This is a genomic window from Dactylosporangium cerinum, assembly GCF_042653625.1.
GTDB classification, from domain to species: domain Bacteria; phylum Actinomycetota; class Actinomycetes; order Mycobacteriales; family Micromonosporaceae; genus Dactylosporangium; species Dactylosporangium cerinum.
Map to the genome: position 1 here is coordinate 17,544 of NZ_JBHSIU010000083.1, position 18,582 is coordinate 36,125.

Genomic DNA, 18,582 nt, shown 5'->3' on the forward strand with positions numbered 1-18,582 from the left:
GACGCACTCACTTTATGCAACCCAGCGACGCTGGGTTGGCGCACGGTGCTGGACACCGGCAACAACATCCCGGACGCGAGCCCACGCCAGCTGCTCGTCTCCTACGTGTCAGGTGACCTCACCGAGGCCGACGACCAGCTGGCCGCACTCATGCGCCGCATCGAACGGCTCCCCTGCCAGCGGCCGGTCCTGACCAACAGCGGGCCGCAAAGGCTTCCCGGACAGGTAGACAGGCTGTGGACGGGCGCATGGCCTAACTGGACTGGACCGACGAGTGGCGTACCGAGGACCACGACTGACACTGCGACAGCCGCGCAGGTGCTGTCTTCTACGACGCGAGCCTGGCGCGCTCCGCTGCGATGATCTGCGCTTCGTCGGCGGCCGAGATGTCGATCGAGGCGTACGAGGTGTCCACCGCTGCCGAGTCGGCGTTCTTGGCTTCGGATTCGTGGGCATAGGCATGGAACAAGCTGCGCTTGGTTGCGAGCAGTTGCAGGATTCGTTCGTCGACGGAGTCCTTGGCGAGGAGCCGGTGGACCCGGACCATGCGGGGCTGTCCCATGCGGTAGCTGCGCGTAATGGCTTGATCTTCGGTGCTCGGCTTCAGTTGAGGTTCGGTGATCACGACGACTGAGGCGGCCTGGAGGTTGAGGCCCACGCCGGCGGCTTCGATCTGGCCGATCAGCACCGCGTGCCCATCGTGCTGCCGGAACCCCTCGACAATCTGCTGTCGGCGGCTGGTCGGGGTGCTGCCGGTGAGGTGGAACCGGGGCGACTCACCGAGAATTCTGTCCGCCCGGTCGAGGACGTCGCGGAAGTAGGAGAACACGACGACCTTCCACCCGTTGGCCGCCGACTCATCGACGATCTCCTTGAGTCGCTCGAGTTTCGCAGTGACCTCTTCACTGCCGATGAGGTAGGCGGCCCGTCGCATGCCAGCGAACCGCCGTTCGCGGACCTCCTGCAGGTACCGGTGCCGCTCCGGTGCACGAAGCTCGACCCAGTCGTCGACGTCGAGCCGTTCGGGGAGCTCCTTGAGCACGTCCTCCTGGTTGCGGCGCAGATACACCTCGGCCACCTTTACGCGGAACGACCGAGCGCTGAGCACCAGGTTTCCCGGCAGCAGCCTCCCGGCGAGGCCTTCGTCGACGTATCTGACGAGGCTGTGGAATTCCTCGACCCGGTTCTCCATCGGTGTTCCGGTCATGAGCAGCACCCGAGCGGCGTCACCGGCGAGCGCCGCTACCGACTGGGAGCGCAGTGCTGACCGGTTCTTGATCAGGTGCGCCTCGTCGACGACGAGGAGGTCGAGCCGGAGCCCGGTGGGTAGCGTCAGCCGACGTAGGGTCTCCAGGGTTGTGATCACCGCACCACCCGACGTCGTCCATGCTGCGATCGCGCCTTGACGGTCATCTCCGTGCGCCTTGAACGCGCTCAGCGCGCTGTGCTCCTCGATCTCCTGGATCCAGTTGTACAGCACGCTGGCCGGGCACACGACGAGGAAGTGCCGTTGGCCGCGCGCGGCGAGGTGGGCCATGACTGCGATCGCTTCAATGGTCTTGCCCAGGCCCATCTCGTCGCCAAGGATGACGCGGCGGCGGTCGATCGCGTACTGGGCACCGAACACCTGATAGGTGCGCAGCCGCACCCGCAGGAGACTGGTGTCGAGGGCGACCTTTCGCGCCGCTTTCTCGATGAGGGGCGGCACGAATCCGGTCGTGGCGTCCGAGTCGGTGACCGGCACGCCACGCGCTTCGGCCAGCAGCGTCTGATAGAGAGCAGCGGCCCGGACGTAGTCGGCCCACAGCGTCGCGGGCGAGGTGCCGGCGGCCTTGTCGATGGCCTGGCCGATGTCGTGAAGCGCCGCTTGGACGATGACGGCATCCACGGTCCCGAGCTGTGCTTGCAGGTCGATGAGTGCCTGCTGGACTCGGCGTCGGCGCGTCGGCAGCGCGAAGATGCGATGGCCTATGCGGCCGGCCGGCGATGCTGCCGCCAGGAGCCGATCCACGGTGACGGCGAGGTGGGCCGCCCGGTCGGCGGTGGCTGCGTGTACCCGGATGACGGTGGCCAGCGTGTGGAGAAGACGGAGCAGTTCGACGTGGCTCGCCGGTGCTTCATCCGCGTCGAAACGAATGACGGTGTCGTGTTCGACGGCGGCAGCAGCGGCCTGCGCGGCGGCCTGGATCGCTTCGGCTGTCGACGCACCGATGCCGGGAATCTGCTGCAGTGAAGCGGCGGACGTCCCCAGAACGGCCAGGACGCTGTCGAAGCCGTACTGGGGGAGCTTTGCGATGTTGCGGATCGCTTTGCCGGATGGTGTTCGCAGCGTGTCGGCGCGCATCCCGGCAAGCTGTTCTGCGATCAGTCGCGAGCGGAGCCGCTCGTGTTCGACGCGGACGTCGCGTTGTAGCTCAGCGACTGCGTCACGGAGTGTGTCGGCCTGCTGGAGGAGTACCTGGCCGTCGTCGAGCAGCCGCCGGGTGGCGCCAAGCCGCATCGACTCGGCGGATGCCGAGGTGCCGGTCGTCATCAAGGGGCGCTGCCGCGATCGGCCGTCTGCCACGCCGATTGTGCCGCACACGTCGGCCGGTGCGAGTTCGCTTCAGCTTCCACCCACACCCCCAGCGCTCTACGTGGTGAGGATATTACCGAGTGCAGTACCGCCGAGGAAGGCCGTCGTCGATGCAAGGGACGCTCCCCCGGCGCGTATATCGCGAGCCTTGGCCGATTCATTCACGACGACAGATTGCGATCGTCCAGGTACTCAGGGAGATAATCGCGTAGGCTATCGAGCGTCGTCGAACAATGCGGTGGAGGGTGGAGGTGTCATGGACATCGGACCCGTCCTACGACACCTTGCCAGCCCAGCTCGCCTGCCCGTCAGGTCGGACATCGAACTCGCCGAGTCGATCTCGATACTCGCCAAGCAGGCAAAGACGAAAACCGCAGGAACCCCCTACATGAAGACACCCAGCCCGGTGGCGGTAGCCTCGATCCTGCAAACCAGGCCGGCCGACATCCTCCGAGAACTCGGCGTCGCGACAACCTTCCTGACCCGATCGCCGTTCCTCTCCGTCTCCCAGCATTGGGCGCACGTCCGCTACTGCGCCACGCTCGAGGCCGGTCGAGAGCAGCTCATGCGCCTCACCTCGTACGCGTCCAAAGATGTGGTGCACCACCACAAGGTGACCCAGTCCGAGCAGCTCGGAATCGGTCTCGCGCTCGTCGTCGCCCGCGCTGTCCTCGAACGACGCCACCCTGGCTGGCTCTTCCACGTCGTCGACGCCGACGTTGCCCTGCGGCACGGCTACGTCAACGACGTCACCGGCAGAGTGGGCAACAAGCCCGGCACAAACAAGCGACCCGACTACTTTCTCATCGGGTGGCGTCGCTCCGGCGCGCAAACCAAGGTGCGCATCGCGGTCCTCGAGTGCAAGGGAACGCACGGCACCATGCGGCAGGTGTACAAGCAACTCGCCGACGCTTGTCTCCAAGTTGGCACCGTCGCAATCGGCGATCACCCGATGTACGGCCTGATGGTCGCCTCCCGGCTGCTCCGCAGCGGCGTCAGTTCCTATGTCCTCGACCCGCCCGGCGACGACGAACTGTGGACCGGGCCCACGAGCGACTACGACGAGCTGCTGGCAGAGCAACCGGACGAGCTCGAGTGGCGAGCTCGACAGCAGGCAACACAACCCGACGCCGCCGACTCAGCGGGCAGCACTGCGCCGTCAACCCCGGCGACGGCAGCCGCTACGCCAACCCCGCCGTACGTCATTCCTGCCAGCCACCGGTCCTGGCTGGCTCAGGTGATGAACCGCACCGTCGCCGCATCGGTACTGCTGTTCGCCGGCGACAGCACCACCGCCGTGGACTACACCAGCCCACGCCAGCGCGGCTACAGCAGCGCCATGCTGCCCCTGGAAGACACGTGGCCGGACACCATCAGCGCACAGGTACGCATGCCGTCGGGCCCGGTCCTCACCGGCACATCCCACCTGATGCCCCTCAATGACGGCCGAACCCTCGAAGTCTTCCGCGGCATCGACCGACGCCTCCACCATGATCTCAAAGAAGGAAACCTCAGCCGGTACGCCCGAAACGCCGGATGGCTCCGCCGCTGGTGGAACGCAGCCCGCAGCCGATCGCGCGACACCGTGTCCGTCGGCGCCGACGGCACGGCGCTCATCATCAGAGTGCTCGACCGGCGCGAACGACCATCACGCCGGCGCTACCGATGAAGTGCACGGCATGGCCGATGGATTGACCGCAGCCAAACCCGGCTGACCAACGCTCGACCAAGGGCACCGTCGACCGGTGTCATGATGACGAAGCATGCGCTTGCCGTTCCTGTGGCGACAACAGCGCAATCCATGGCCATGGCTTCCCGTAGCGCACCCGACCAGCTCGCTGCATCGCGCCGCTGCCCGGTCGATGGGCGACTCAGCCTTCCGGCCACCCCCGAACGTGATCGTCGACGCCGGTAGCGACGTTGTACTCAGTTCATCCAGGCAGCGCCACCTTGTGCACAACAACGCCAACGCTGAACGGCGCCGGGAGGTCCCGCGCTTGCGCGGTCAGGCTTTCGATCAATGTATCCGTGGTGTGGCGCGCGACCTTCGAGCGCTTGTCTCCTTCCTCAACCTGCTCGGGCGGGAAACACGCCACGAGGTAAACGCCGTGCGTGTGGCCAGCGGGTTCCAGGTACTGCCCGACGAGTTGCTTGGTCATGGCGGTCGTGGTCGAGTCGTTCCAGCAGCCTTTGACCTCGATGACGACGCAGATCGTGTTGCCTGCGTTGTCGGCCGCATCGACTCTGATGTCGTGGCGCTCCCCAATGCCTGCACCCGGCTTACGGCGAACCTCCACCTCGCGGTTGACGACGATGCCGGAGAATTTAAGCAGCAGGCGCAAGCCATGGCAGTACCAGTCGGAGATGCTGTTCTCGTCCTTGGGCTCGCCCGGCACGTGCGTTACATTCCACAATGCGAATGCTTGCGGAGTCTCTCCGGTGAGCCACCCCCCGATAGTGCTCAAGGCTTCCAGGACTGCCGACTGCAGGTCGGCAGCGTCGGTTACGAGTCGGCGCCGACGGTCCTGTAAGAGTTGGTGCAGATGGGCGACTGTCGGCGGCAACCACGTCCGTTGGCGGGTGACCTCCCGGGCGAGCAGGACGGCCCGGTCGAGCGGCAGTTGCGGTTGACGGCGCTGCACATCCTCAAGCACCCTGAGGCTTTCCTCGGTGCCGCGCTCAACCAGGCCGTGGAGGAGTTCGTCGCGCCACATCCCGAGCTGCTCGCGCGGTGAAAAGAAGTGTGCCTGCCGTTCGTCCGGGTCCTGCTGCGGAGGAAACTGCTCTGCAAGCCACTCGTAGAGTTCGGCGACCGCGTCGTGGTGGCCGATGACCGCTACAGGTCGGTGGCGCATGCGTTGACCGAGCGCAAGCGCGATCTCCCTACCGGTGGCAGGCTCGCGGCGTAGGGCCGCTACGAGCAGTGGCAGGCCTTGCTCGGGAGCATGATTCAGCAGCACTGTTGCTGCAGTGACACCGGCATCGACATCAAGTGCACCTTGCAGTTGGCGGGTGCACCAGTCGATGCCCTGTCGGTCGTTGCGGGGCACCAGCAGATCGAGGATGTCGGCGCGGTTGGCGGCGGATGGCCCGTCGAGATGGGCGGCGATTGCATTCGCCAGTTGAGTGTCCATGACAGGGGCGAGTTCGCGAAGCCACCCCAGTGGTTGGTCATCGGCGTTGAAGATGGCCAGCAGGTGATTGACCGTGTCGGCGAGCACGTCGGGCGCGCGTGACGCGACTTCGGCGAGGAGGTCGGCTTTGGTCTGGGTGTCCGCGTCGCGGTTCACTACGTGGGCGGGGTAAGTGAAGATCGCCTCTGCGCATGCGGCCCACTGGTTCGCTGGTAGTTGTGCGAGCCGCTGCGGGTCGAGGCGGTGCCAGCGGGCGAGCGCCCGGTATGCCGCAACAAGCTTGTGGTAGACCGTCGTGGCGTTCTCATGCGTCGGCAGCTGCATTGATTCGGCCGCCGAGATGTACTGCCAGGCTGCCTCATCGATCCGGCGCTGGTCCAGCTCGCTCAAGAGCGCATAGCCGGGGAGTTTGCTGAGGTCGTCGGAGAGGCGGTCGCGGTAGACGCCGCGGGCGACGTCGACGTCTAACAGCCGGTCGATGATCCAGTAGTGCTCAGGTTCAATCTCTATCTGCGCAAGCCGGGACTGCACCTGCTGGACGTACTCGTCACGGGCCGTCGCCGGTACCTTCTCCTCCTTGCCTCGACGGCGGGCGTGTGTTTGCCGCAGCATGTCGGCCAGCGGTGAATCGAGGTGGACGTAGAAGTAGCCTTCGAGGCCGGTCCACAGCGGGCTGTGCTCGTACTGCCATGCGATGTCGTCATGCGTTGACGCTGCCGGGTTGTACAACCTGGTCGCGAGGACGTACCAGGCCCTCCATGCCGGGTCGTCGACATGCCGTAAGGCTTCGTTGCAGGCCCAGACGAAGTCGTCGTCGTCAAGCAACGGCACACCGTCCGAGTCCCGAGCGAAGCCAAGCATCGCTCCGAGAGTGCCCTCGACTCCGTCGGCTGCCAGCATCTGGACCACGAGCTGCCGACGCCAACGCCGGTCAGTGCCCCCGAGCCCAAACGGCGGTTCGTCGTCACCACCAGCGATTCGTGCCCCGAAGAGCCGAGCCAGCACCGGGAGGTACCCGTCGTTACCCGACGCCGCCGCTCGCGTGCAGACCTCCTCAACAAAGTCGGTCAGGGGCGATCGCTCCATGGCGGATACATGCCCGCTAGAGTCCAGCTCGCTGTCGCTGCTGAACAGGCGCTCGGCCCACTTCAAGGCAGCCGGAAGATCTTCGTCCGGCAACCTGCTTGCGGCATCATGGAGAAACAGGTCGTAGGCCCCGCCGCGCAATGGCGGTGACGGAACCAGCCGCGCCAAAATGTCAGCCGTATCCAGGAGCCGGGGCCAGAGCTGATCCAACAGCGACCCCAGCAGTCGGTCATCCTGATCACCTACCAGGAACGCGTCCGTGCGCTCGATCAGTTCCAGCAGTTGTTCGTCGACCTGATGCACAGCCAGGATCGCCAGTGCGCGTTGGCGATCCCGAAGCGGTCTGGTCGCGTCGAGGCAAATCGCCAGCAGCGATGCCTCCAGACCCGGCACGTACGAGTCGGCCAGCACCTCCAGGGCAAGCTTCGACGCCGGGCCGGCACTGCGCAGTTCCGGCTCCAGCTGCGCCGCCAGACCGGGATGCTGGAGCCCGTAGAAGTGATCATCCAGCCGCAGCAGATGCTGGTACTGGTGAGCTTGCGCGAGGAGCATCGCCACGACTGCGGATCTGGTGCCAACGTCGTCAGGGACGAGGTTGTACCGCACCAACGTGAGTGGGTCGGCCTCGACAAGCCATCGGTAGCGGCTGGGCTCCAGCGCGATCAGCCACGCCGCAGTCTCGCGCAGCTGCGGGACGATCGCCCACCCTGCAGCACTGCCGAACAATAGACTCTGCAACTGCGCGGCCGGGAGTGCGCGCCGCTGCAAGAACCGCGCCGTCAGGTATGCACCGAAAGATCGGTGCGCGACTGCACGAACGTCGAGCCCGGCCGGCGCGAACAGCGGGCTGGCCACCGCCGCCGAGGCATCCGCGGTCACAAGCTCGACCGTGGATCCGGCTCCGTCCGGCTCGCCTCCCGTGACCGCCTCGGAGGGGACCACTCCGCGGGGCGCGGCTGTAGGTGGCATCCACACCCCGGACGCCCCGGTGAGCAGCGTCAGAGCCGCGGCTCGTTCAGCGGCGACCCAGAGCGATCGCGGTGCTCGCGCACGCCCGCCGCTGGGCGGCTCATTACCTCGCACCGGAAGCGCAAGCAGCTTGCCTACGCCGAATTCATATAGGTCAGCACGCCGCTCGAACAGCGTCACGTCGACGAGCGCAGCGCCGCAAAGCAGGTCGAGCGTCTGCGGGATCGCAGCGAGCGACTCAGCGCGAGCAGCCCGGACCTGTCGCAGAAACGTCCAACCGTCGAGGGCCTTCGCCTCTGCATACTGCATGATGTCGCTTGCGCGAAGCGGCTGCAGCTCCACGAGGGCGCTGTCACCGCCGAGCCGTTGGAACAGGTTCCGCACGGGCCCGGCCAGCTCACCGCTGCGGCAGGACGCGATCACCCGCAGCCCGGCGCCGACCAGCTCGATCAGTCGACGCTCGAGGATGCCGGCGAGCGTTCCGATCCTGGCCTTGCACTCATCGACACTGTCGAGCAGGAGCACGTGCTGCCGTCCATCAGCCTGCATCGCCGCTTCGATGGGATCGAAGATCTTGGTCTCCAGTGACCAATCATGGTGCTGCACGAGATCGGCGCGGTGCACTTCCCACTCCGGGCGGCACACGCCGAAGTGCTGGCTCAGCCATCGCAGAGCGTGCGACTTACCGCTCCCGGGTTCGCCGAGCAAAAGCACGACAGCACGAGCCGTCAGGCCCGCGAGCGGCTCGACAACACCGCTTCCAGTTCCATCAACCTCGCGGAGCAAGGGTCCGTCGAGCTGCCGCGTCGCCTGCTGCGCCCCAATGAACCGTTCGAGATCTGCCATCACGGTCGAACCTAGCCTGACCCGCGCCCGGCTCTCCGCAGACGCTCGCAAATACATCCTCCAGTACTTCGATCGACATTCCCCGATGACGCCCTGCTGTTTGGCGGTCGGGGTGCGACTGAACGAGTGACGGCGCAGATCCGCGCGGGTTGGTTCACCCGGCCGACAGCAAGCACCCGACGGTAGGACTCGTTTGCAGCCCTCGCCAGTGACGGCAGTTGGAGTCTAGAGTCGGGCGTCCGCACCGCAGGGCCGAGGCCCGCCGGACGCCACCCTAGGCTCATGTACGGCACGAGCCAAGATCAGCAAGATAGCCCCTTTGGCCCACCCGCGGCGGGCGCCGACGCTCCGCCCCCGCTGTAAACGGCTGGAGTGGCAACTGAAGGACCTGGTTCACTTGACTCCCTCCACGTATTGCAGGAAGGCATCGTGAGCGAGCCACAAGTTGACGCCCTCCCCACTCCGTCAGATGACGAAGCGGTGACAGCCGGTCCCATCCCGCCATACACCCACGATCCGGAGCGACTGCCTGCGCTTGCAACGTTGGTCGACGCCGCCTGTGATGGCGCTACGGATCCGCATGACGTCGCGTTGCGAGTCGATGAACTCTCGCCGCAGATCGATCCGCTGACGAGCCGCTCCGAGAAGATGGTGCTGTTTCACACGTTCATGTACCTGCTGGAAGTGACGACACCGGACCAGGCACGAGTCGACGCACGGTTGGAGCCGCTGGACGGACCGTCGCTGCTGCCGGTGGCGTTGCGCGACGCCACAGAAGCGATGCGCACACTTTGGCTCGGGCTTGCCGAACACGTTCGACATCCCATGGCACGTGCACGATGCTGGGACATCGTCTTCACCCTCACCCTGTTGCGCAACCGTCGCACCTCCGCCGAGCAGGCGATAAACGCGTATCTCGAGGCATCCAAGCCACCTACTTCACGTCGGCACCGAGGCGATGGCCTCGTCCGAGCGTGGGTCCTCGCCCGCCGGGTCAGCCTCAACGACACCACGACGTCCAACGCGATCCACGAGGCCATGAAGACGCTGGCGGCGGAGGGCGTCGACCAAGGCGATCCGTACCCCGCCATGACAGTCCTCGCGGCCTTGATCAGCCCAGGGCGGACACGGTCCGAATGCGTCGACCCCGACGTGGACACCTTGCTTGACCGGGCTGTCCTTGCGTACTCGCAGGCCCACATCATCAGCGGATTCGCCGCCCTCGTACGGCGCCGCGCCGGCGAAGGTAGCGAACGGGCCGAACAGGCGAGCAGGCACGAGGTGAACGCGATGATCGCCGAGGCCGACGCGGCGACCGATCCGATGATCATCAGGAACCGGTACAGCGAAGCTGCGGCGGCCGCCCACACGTACGGTTTGGCCGACCTGGAGAAGAGGGCGGTCGCAGGCTTGCAGTCTGCGCCCCGGGTCACCTGGACCGTCTCCGAGTACAAGATCACTACGCCATCTCGGTTCTTCCATGCCCACCTGCCCGGCTTCGCGCAGGCATCCGAGTGGCGGCAAGCACTTTCGATCTGGCTGCACTCAACGGCACCCAGCGGCAGCTTTACCGCCAACGAACGCGCAGCCAACCGAAACCTTCAGGCGTCGGTGATGACCCGCCTCGCCTCCATGGTGATCTTCCGCGACGGCGACCTTCCAGCCCGGGCGCTGGACGGCGACGCAGATCGCTTGGAGCACGCGCTCGTGCAGATCGAACAACAGACAATGGAGATGCGCGGCCGTTTCCTGGCCCGCGCACTGGTTCAACTTCAACAGCGATTCGGAATACCATCCCAGGCCGACCTCAAGGCCTTTCTGCTCCAATCAGGAGCCGCGCCGAACCTGGCTCAGGCATTGGCCACGGCATTCCAGCTGTACTGGGTCGAAGAATACGACGCATGCTGCCACCTCATCGTGCCGAAGGTCGAAGCCGCCACGCGAGCGTTGCTACTCGAACTCAACGAACCTATGTACCGGGCCGCCGTCGGCGACTCGGTTGGCCAGTTTCCCGGCCTCGGAAGCTTGTTGCCGCTGCTGGTTGAGAACGACTTTGACCCCGACTGGGAACGCTTCCTACGCACCTTGCTGCTCAACTACGGCACCAACCTCCGGAACCTCATTGCACACGGCTACGCCGACAATGTCGGGCCCGTCGACGCCGCGCTGGCATTGCGCGCCGCTGCGGTCCTGGTGCTCGTCACCAATGGCAACGCAGCAGGTCGCGACGCTGCGCGGGTACGACAGACCTTGAGAGAACCCACCGGCCACCGGCGGCGGGATGGATGGTGGCGCCGTTGCGTTGCGGCCCTGCACATCGTCAGGCGCGACCATTGAATTGCCTCATGCCACCTGAAACGCCCGCTCGTAACTCAGCCCAACACCTCGACATGGCAGAGCAAGCCGGCCGCCAACGAGCGCGACGGGGCGATGGCCTGTACCGCCGTCAACCGGCTTTCGACTAACTACAGCGGGCAACGGCCGAGATCCGACGAGGACTTGAAGGAATGAAACCGTGTCGATAGCATAAACGCATGAATCCCTGCTTCGGGCAGGGATGCTATGGGTGGGGGTTAATCCCCCCTTCGACACTGGTCTTGGTGAATGTTTACCAAGATCTTGGATCTTATAGCATCCCAGCAGCTGACCCGAGCGGGTGACCACCCGGTCGGGTTTCGGCATGTGCGGACCGCGCCCCGGCGGCGACGATGACCCGCGTGCCGCGCAGCAATTTAGCCCCGGTCGAGCAGATGATCGCGGCACTCATCCCCGCGCCACTCCCCCGCGCCCGCCCGCCACGGCCACCACTGCCCCGTCTGCCAGCACCTCGCACTGGCCCTGACCAGGCCGAGGCGCACCTGGACGTCGGTCGGCTCGACCCGTCCGGCCGAGTCTCGGCCCGCGCGCTTCTGCACCTCCTGGGCTGGCCACCCGGGCACCGCATCCAGTTCGACATCGCGCATGGCGCCATCACCGCGACCTCCAACCCGGCCGGACGGCACACCATTGGCGCCACGGGTCTTCTGGGCGTTCCGGCGGCGACTCGGCAGCTGTGTCACCTCGCCGTCGGCGACCTGGTCGTCCTCCTGGCCCACCCCGGCCGTGACCTGCTCTTCATTCATCCGGCCCACACCGTCGCACGGCTCCTCGTCGACCGGTCCGCCGCAGCCGATGGCGGCTGACCGCGCTCGGCTCGACGCCGCCTGGACCGCCCTCGCCGAGCTCGGCGTCACCCTCGCCGACCTGCAGAACGACGCCCGACCCACGCTGCCGACCTTCGACGAGTATCTCCCGCAGGTCCTCGCCGCGGCCGGTCCCGGCGCGCTGCGCGCCTACCGCAGCTATTGGCAGCGCATGACCACAGCCTGGGGCGACCTCACGATCGACGCCGTCTCCGCGAGCGACATCCAGGCACTCCAGCGGCGCGTCGTCGGCAGCGCCAGAGCCCGGCGCAACAGCCGGGGTGGTCGCCACGCCGGCGAACTGCTCATCGCCGCCGCCCGCGCCTTCTACAACGTCGCCATCGCCGACGGCCTCATCGATGCCGCCGACAGCCCAGCCCACCGGGTCCGCAAGCCCCGGCGACTGCCCACCACCCGACGGGCACTCACCCCAGCCGAACTGACCGACATCAACCTCGTTGCCCGCACCACCGGCAACGACACCATCCTCGACGCACTCCTGCTGCGCCTGCACACCGAAACAGCCTGCCGGCGCGCCGGCGCCCTCGGCCTACGGCTGCAGGACCTCGACGATGAACGCGGCCTCCTCCAACTCCGCGAGAAGGGCGGCACGGTCCGCTGGCAGCCGATCAGCCTCGACCTCGCCACCAGCCTCACCCAGCACGCCGCCGCCCGCGGCGCCGTCCTGCCAACCGACCCGCTGCTGCGGTACCGCAACGGTCGCGCCTTGACCAGCCGCCGCTACGACGAGCTGTGGCGCCGCATCGGCCGGCACCTGCCCTGGGTCGCCGCCCAGGGCATCACCGCGCACTGGCTACGCCACACCACGCTGACCTGGGTCGAACGGCACTTCGGATACGGCACCGCCCGCGCCTACGCCGGCCACACCGACACCACCGGACCAGCCACCACCACCTACATCCGCGCCGATCTTCAAGCCGTCGCCACCGCCCTCGCCGCCATGACCGGCCAGCCGCACCCGCTCGCGCAGCCCATTGACGGTCATCAGGTGTTCTAGCGAAGCCTTGAACACGCTCGAGTCGCAGCGCTGCGGCATGCCGTGACGGCTCGGTGCGGTCTACCGACGCGTGGGCTCCAGAGTCTTGAGGTAGAACGCGGTCCCGGAATTGCCGTCGATGGTAAGCCTTCACGCATGCAGGCCTTGCACTGCTCGAAGAAACTCGACGAACCCGGGACATCCAGCGGCAGATCGTAAAGATCTTTGTCCTTCACGTACGTGACCCGCTCCGCATTTCGTGGCGAAAGCCGCACCAAGCCAATTGGCTGGCAGCTTCGCCTGCGGCGCGGCGCCGGGTGGGCATGTGGTCAGTCCCGCACGATCGGCAGGGCATCGGGCGGCACCGTCGCGAACAGTGCCGTATGCCGGCCGTAGCTGTGCTCCGACGGGTCGGCGGTCCGCAGGGCTTGGGCGCCGTCGGCGGGCGTCGCGTCGGCGCGCACACGGCCGACAAGGCGCGTTTCTGCGCCGCAAATGGCGCATTCCGTCGACCCGCCAGAACCCACGGACGACTCCCGCGCCGGATCTCGTCAACCGGCAGTTCACAGCGGCCGCGCCGAACCGGCTGTGGGTCGCTGACGCCTCCCGCATCCCGTGCGGCGAGGGCGCGTTCTGGCTGGCCGCGATCCGGGACGCGTTCTCCAACCGGATCGTGGGTTGGAAGGCCTCCGACCACTGCAACGCCGAACTCATCCTGGCCGCGTTCGAGTACGGCATCTGGTCCCGCGACGTCCGCGACGGCCAGCTCATACATCACAGCGATAGGGGCTCGAACCAAACGTCACTGCGGTTCGCGCAACGCCTGGCAGACAACGGGATCCTGCCCTCGATGGGCACGGTCGGCGACTCGTACGACAACGCACTGATGGAGAACTTCTGGTCCACCCTGAAGATCGAACTGGTGTACCGCACCAGCTGGCGGACCCGGGACGAGGCCGAAAACGCGATCTTCGCCTACATCGACGGGTGGTACAACACCCGCCGCATCCAGAAAGACCTCGGCTGGTGCTCGCCGGACGAGTACGAAGCCGCCTGGTACGTCCAGCACACCACAGCTATCGTTCAGCCTGAGCCGACCGGCGACAGGTAATTCACCCTCCGAAGAGCCGGGGGAACCTCAGTCCGGCTGCCGGTCCGCTACCCGGCTGTTGATTCTCAGGCCCTGCCCCGAAAGGATGCCGATGACACCTTTCATGAGATTCACGGTCGTGGCCTTATCGTCCACCAGGTCGCGACGATCCAGATCAACCCTACGTTTCAGCTCGTAGAGCTGCTTGCGGAGCTTTCCTGGCGCACGGTCGGAGGCGGCCTGCAGCGCCACGGCAACCGTGGCCGCCTCTTCCTTGCCCGCATAGAGATCGGCGCTGCCTAGTTCGGGCACCTTCTCAAGCAGCTGAGGGTGAGCCGCGAGAACGAGCGCCAGCTGTGGTGCACTACGGCGGTGTGGTCGCATCGTCTCGAGCAACAGACGGACCAGATTCGCGACGGTGTCGAGGTCGGCTTTGTACGAGTTAGCGGCCAAATAGTGGATCAACAGATGCACCGCATACTCGGACTCCGGTGCGGGCCACTGCTCAATGGTTCGCGCAGAAGCGACACCGATGCCATCGGCCAGCGGATGCGTTGCGATCGCCGACAGCTCGGCGAGCAGCTCGGCTCCGCCGTCTGACAAGAACTCCTCGGCGGCGGGCAGGAAGTCGCGGACCCTGCGGCCAATGAGCAGGCGGGCAACGGTCTCCCGGTCGCCGGCCAGGTCTGCCACCTCTATCTCCAGATCGACGCTATCGTGCTGCGCCTGCCTACGCACAATGCGCTGGCCATCGGCTGACATGGCCAGGGTCGCGGTCAGGGCAAGTATCCCGGTGGTGTCCAGGCCAGCATGCCAAAGCCGCGTCAGCGAGCGCCAGCTCTCCCGCGGATCGGTGTCGACAGCCGCGAGCGACCGAATTGGCACGCCCTGTTCGGACTTTTCAATGAAGACCCGCATGAGAACGAGGTTCGCCGTATACGTGGCCAGCTCTCGCAGGTGGTCGTCGATGTATGCGGGCCGGTAGCCGACGGGCTTCGTCGGTATTGGCCTAGACCTCCAACGTTGGATCAGCAGTTCAAGCATCGCTACGAGTTGGGTCTCCGCGTCGCCATACTCAGCGAACGCCTCTTGTGCGAATTCAAGGATCGTGCGGCGGTTCGCAATCGGCTGGCAGCTGGTCAGAGCGAACAGCACCGAGTCGTCGATCTCAGGCCGGCTGCGCAAGGCCAGTTGGTGTGCCTGCGCCAGCTCGACCAGCAGCTCCACGATCCAACTGCCAACCAGATATTCACCGAACGTGGCGTGCAGGAACTCGTACGAGTGCCGTTGCTCGCCGTCGCGATGGGCGTCGGACTCGGATGTGTAGATAAAGAAGAACTGACCCAGTAGGTGCTGACCCCGCCGGGCAGCAACAGCCGACACGGCAGGTCCGCTTTCGTCGAAGGCCAGTGCTATCAGGTCGGCGCCTAGCTCGTCGTCCGTCACGAAGAGTCGACTGCGATTGAACATCGCGAACGCCGCGATGGCGAGCCGCCACATCCGATTGGTGGTCTCAATGGCCAACCGGGCCTCATCCAGCCGAGGATCCTTGCGCAGTTCTCGACGGATGAACGAGGTGAAGAGGCTTTTGTAGAGCGCCGCTGTAGACATGTTCGCGTGGATGCCGGGACTCTTGGGATCCGCGATGTAGATCGCGAGCAATAGCAGTAGCAGCGGCTGGCAGGCGAGGTGAAGATGGCTGCTCAGATCAGCCGCGGTCAACCGCCGCAGGGCGTTCTTCTCGATTCCCACCTCGTTCTTCGCGTTCCACCGCTCCACCCAACGGTCGATTTCCAGGGGTGTGAACTCGCTGAGCCGGACGAGCAGCGCGTTGGCAGGCAGTCGGGCCCTGTCCACCACGACCGTCCGCGACGTAACCATAACAATGACCGGACGACCGAGCGAGGCCTCACGTCGCTGGAACTCGGCAACGTCGAGCATGTAGGCGGAGCGACCGGAGGGATTTGCTTGCAGGAGCTCATCCAAGCCATCAAGCAGCACGACCCGAACGGTGTCTACACTCTCCTCGACGAGATCCGACCACTGCACCCGTTTATGGGTCTGCACGTCCAGCGCCTGCTGGATCTGCGTATGGACATGGGCATCGGCATCGACGGAGCGCAGGGGAACCCGGACGACCGTATACGTCTCAGGCGGTAGGCGGGCCGCGACGACCTTGGTGAACAACGACTTCCCCGCGCCGGGGTGGCCTAAGACGATGATCGGCACGGACAAGACTGCCGTCCCGCAAAATAAGGATGCGAGAAAGTGTCCAAGGTCTTGGCGGGCGGGCAGCGTATCCCACCAGTCCTCGTCGGCGGCCCGCACCCCGGGCCCGTTCACTGCGACACGAAATCCGGGTGTCACGTACACCTCGCGGACGAGCGGAAACTGCAGGTGTTTCAGCTCGTCGATCGAGCCCTGTTGGACAATCGGACTGTCGAGCTCGTCGGCATTCGCGAGATGAACGAACTTCCGGCCGTCGCCTTGCGCCGCACGGGTCATCGGCCTCAGCGCGTCCGCGAGCGTTGCCATTCCATCCACGGCAACCTGGTTTTTCGTCGGCTCAGCACTCCAGAGACGAAACTCCGGAATCTCGTGACGCCTCGCGTTGTAGTAGTTGTGGTAGGCGCGGAGCGCCTCCTGACGCAGGGTCACCGCATTGAGAATGCGCCAGTTGATGCGGTCATGGAACGAGGTGCCGCTGGCGTACGACTCAATTACCTCAGCGATTGCGTCGAAGAACGTACCCACCCTGGAGTTCACAGAGGAGCCGATGTCAGCCGCGAGCCGCTCCGGCGCCTGACGATCGTACAACTTGCCGAGATCGAATTTCGCCGACATGTTGGTGGTGCTGGCTACCTCGCGATCCTTAGCGGTGAGCGGCAAACCCTCGGGAAGGTCCTTGGCTTTGAGCGTTTGTTGCACGCCCGCGACGAACGCAGCCATCAGCAACGATGTGTGGATTGCCGTCACGACGCCCGGCCGATCCCGGCCGGACACCGTTGGAAGGCAGACAACAGCCGATTCCGCCATGCCCAGGACCAGCGATGACGTGTCATTCTCTGGGAAGAACCAGGAAAGAAACGCGATCAGGGGTCGAGCTGACTGGCCTGTGAGGACATCGCCGAGATCACGGTCGAGCTTGGCGAAGCGTATTTTGTCGAAGGCGCCCAGGATGGTGAGAGCGCCTCGCAGGGTCAGCGGATCGTCTCGCATCGCCTCTTTCACCCACCAGTTCGCCAGGGTGCCGGTCTGGTGTTCCCGCCGCGAGCGGCCGCAGCCAGCACCGTGCGCACGACGGTGAGGATCGCTTCGTCGTCGAGCGGTCGCCGGTCCGTGTCAGTCGGTTCGGCTCCGGTGTAGTCCCAGCGGAACCGTCCGTCGAGCTCGGGGGCGTAGGTCAGGTGGGCGAACACCTTGCCCAGCTGGCGCGGCCCATCCGCTGGAACCAGCCGGACCACGCCTGTCAGCACGGCGCTGCCGGGGTCGGCGATGGCGGACAGGTGCAGCGGCTCCGACGTTTCGAAGGCGATGCGGAGGCCTCCAACTAGGATTTCAAGCGCGGCGCGATCGATCCGGGCGTCGGGCAGTGCCTCGCGGACGTCGTCGTAGGCGTTGGCGAGTACGTTGCCCAGGTCGGTGGCCGCTAGCAGCCGCAGTGCCTTCACCTGTTCGGCGCGGGCCATAGCGACGGCGTCGCCAGCCTCGCCGTTGGCCCGTGCGTGCTCCAGCTCAAGGGCGGCGTCAACGAGGGCTTCCTGGTTGGGGCGTAGTCGGAGGGCGTAGGCGTCAATCGCCTCAACGACCGCTCGGGCGTCTTGGGGGCGCTCGGCCGGGTTCTTGGCCAGCAGCCGGAGGGTGAGCCGGGCCAGCCGCGGCGGCAGGTCGGGCAGGTCGGGCGGTGGGTCCTGCTGGTGTTGACGGCGATACTCGCCGCGCGGGCCGGGAAACGGCCGTGCCCCGGTGAAGACCTCGAATGCGAGGACGCCGAGCGCGTACAGGTCGGATCGTGGGGTGGCGGGCTGGTTGTTCCACAGCTCAGGCGCGGTGTAGGGATCGGTGCCCCAGCCCGCGAGCGAGACGGTCACGGTGCCCTCGGAAAGGTTTTTGGATAGGCCGAAGTCGGTGATCCTCCAGGTGGCCCCGTAGCGCAAGACATTGTCCGGCTTGAGGTCGCGATGCACGATCGACACGGCCGCGAGCTGCTCGAGTCCGACTGCGACCTGCCGCATGATGTCGACCCCGGTTGGCAGGCCAAAGGGGCCGAGTTTCAACGCGTGCCCGAGGGACTCGTCGGCTAGCGGCATCACGATGTAGAGGTCTTCGCCGACGAACTGGTAGCCCAGGGGCAGGACGAGATGCGAGGTCTCGTTGCCGGACCGCTCCGTGCGGACCAGTAGCTTGCCGATCTGCACCTCGCGGTCGCGTCGGCGCTCGGCGCTCAGGCTGGGGTAGGGCAGCCGGACCCGTTTGACCGCCACCGGCGTGCCGTCTGGGCTGGCGCCCGTGAACACCGTGCCCATCCCGCTGGGGTCGCCGATCTTGTCCTGATCGTCGTAGGTCCATTCGACACCGTCAGTGTCGGTGAAGCGATGCACAGTCACACCCGCCATTCTTCCAACGGCCGTTGGTCATAGGCGCTTTAACACTCAGCCGTACGGGTCGTCGGTGCCGTTCGATCGTCCGAAGTGCCTAAATCT

Annotated in this window: 9 protein-coding genes; 5 read left to right on the forward strand and 4 right to left on the reverse strand. The window is 66.0% G+C overall.

Annotated elements, in window-relative coordinates; all coding sequences use genetic code 11:
* Window positions 1-328: 328 nt before the first annotated feature.
* On the reverse strand, window positions 329-2,533 hold the full coding sequence (locus ACFPIJ_RS48185; protein WP_380126231.1) for a DEAD/DEAH box helicase: 2,205 nt from the start codon (window positions 2,531-2,533) through the stop codon (window positions 329-331).
* A gap of 298 nt (window positions 2,534-2,831) precedes the next feature.
* Here ACFPIJ_RS48185 and ACFPIJ_RS48190 point away from each other — a divergent pair, with 298 nt between their 5' ends.
* A complete protein-coding gene (locus tag ACFPIJ_RS48190) occupies window positions 2,832-4,244 on the forward strand; it encodes a hypothetical protein (protein ID WP_380126232.1) in 1,413 nt (470 codons plus the stop codon).
* A 262-nt stretch (window positions 4,245-4,506) separates the two neighbouring features.
* Here ACFPIJ_RS48190 and ACFPIJ_RS48195 read toward each other — a convergent pair whose 3' ends face one another.
* Window positions 4,507-8,610: a hypothetical protein gene (locus tag ACFPIJ_RS48195; RefSeq protein ID WP_380126233.1), complete on the reverse strand. Its 4,104-nt coding sequence runs from the start codon at window positions 8,608-8,610 to the stop codon at window positions 4,507-4,509.
* Window positions 8,611-9,039: 429 nt separating this feature from the next.
* Here ACFPIJ_RS48195 and ACFPIJ_RS48200 point away from each other — a divergent pair, with 429 nt between their 5' ends.
* The 4 genes from ACFPIJ_RS48200 to ACFPIJ_RS48215 all read left to right on the forward strand — a co-directional run bounded on the left by ACFPIJ_RS48200 (window position 9,040) and on the right by ACFPIJ_RS48215 (window position 13,900).
* Entirely contained in the window at window positions 9,040-10,947 is a 1,908-nt protein-coding gene (locus ACFPIJ_RS48200) for a hypothetical protein (RefSeq protein ID WP_380126234.1), read from the forward strand.
* A 371-nt stretch (window positions 10,948-11,318) separates the two neighbouring features.
* Window positions 11,319-11,792 carry a hypothetical protein gene (locus ACFPIJ_RS48205; RefSeq protein ID WP_380126235.1) on the forward strand — a complete coding sequence of 158 codons (474 nt, stop codon included), beginning with the start codon at window positions 11,319-11,321 and terminating at the stop codon, window positions 11,790-11,792.
* Window positions 11,782-12,810, forward strand: a complete 1,029-nt coding sequence (locus ACFPIJ_RS48210) for a tyrosine-type recombinase/integrase (RefSeq protein WP_380126236.1) — start codon at window positions 11,782-11,784, stop codon at window positions 12,808-12,810. The genes ACFPIJ_RS48205 and ACFPIJ_RS48210 overlap by 11 nt, the downstream gene beginning before the upstream one ends.
* A gap of 355 nt (window positions 12,811-13,165) precedes the next feature.
* Window positions 13,166-13,900, forward strand: a complete 735-nt coding sequence (locus ACFPIJ_RS48215; RefSeq protein WP_380126237.1) for an IS3 family transposase — start codon at window positions 13,166-13,168, stop codon at window positions 13,898-13,900.
* Window positions 13,901-13,927: 27 nt separating this feature from the next.
* On the opposite strand, the gene ACFPIJ_RS48220 is transcribed toward ACFPIJ_RS48215, so the two are convergent.
* Both ACFPIJ_RS48220 and ACFPIJ_RS48225 read right to left on the reverse strand, forming a co-directional pair.
* On the reverse strand, window positions 13,928-17,110 hold the full coding sequence (locus tag ACFPIJ_RS48220; RefSeq protein ID WP_380126238.1) for an NACHT domain-containing protein: 3,183 nt from the start codon (window positions 17,108-17,110) through the stop codon (window positions 13,928-13,930).
* The gene (locus ACFPIJ_RS48225) at window positions 17,107-18,486 is read right to left on the reverse strand and encodes a serine/threonine-protein kinase (RefSeq protein WP_380126239.1); all 1,380 of its coding nucleotides are present in this window, start codon (window positions 18,484-18,486) and stop codon (window positions 17,107-17,109) included. The genes ACFPIJ_RS48220 and ACFPIJ_RS48225 overlap by 4 nt, the downstream gene beginning before the upstream one ends.
* Window positions 18,487-18,582: the final 96 nt, after the last annotated feature.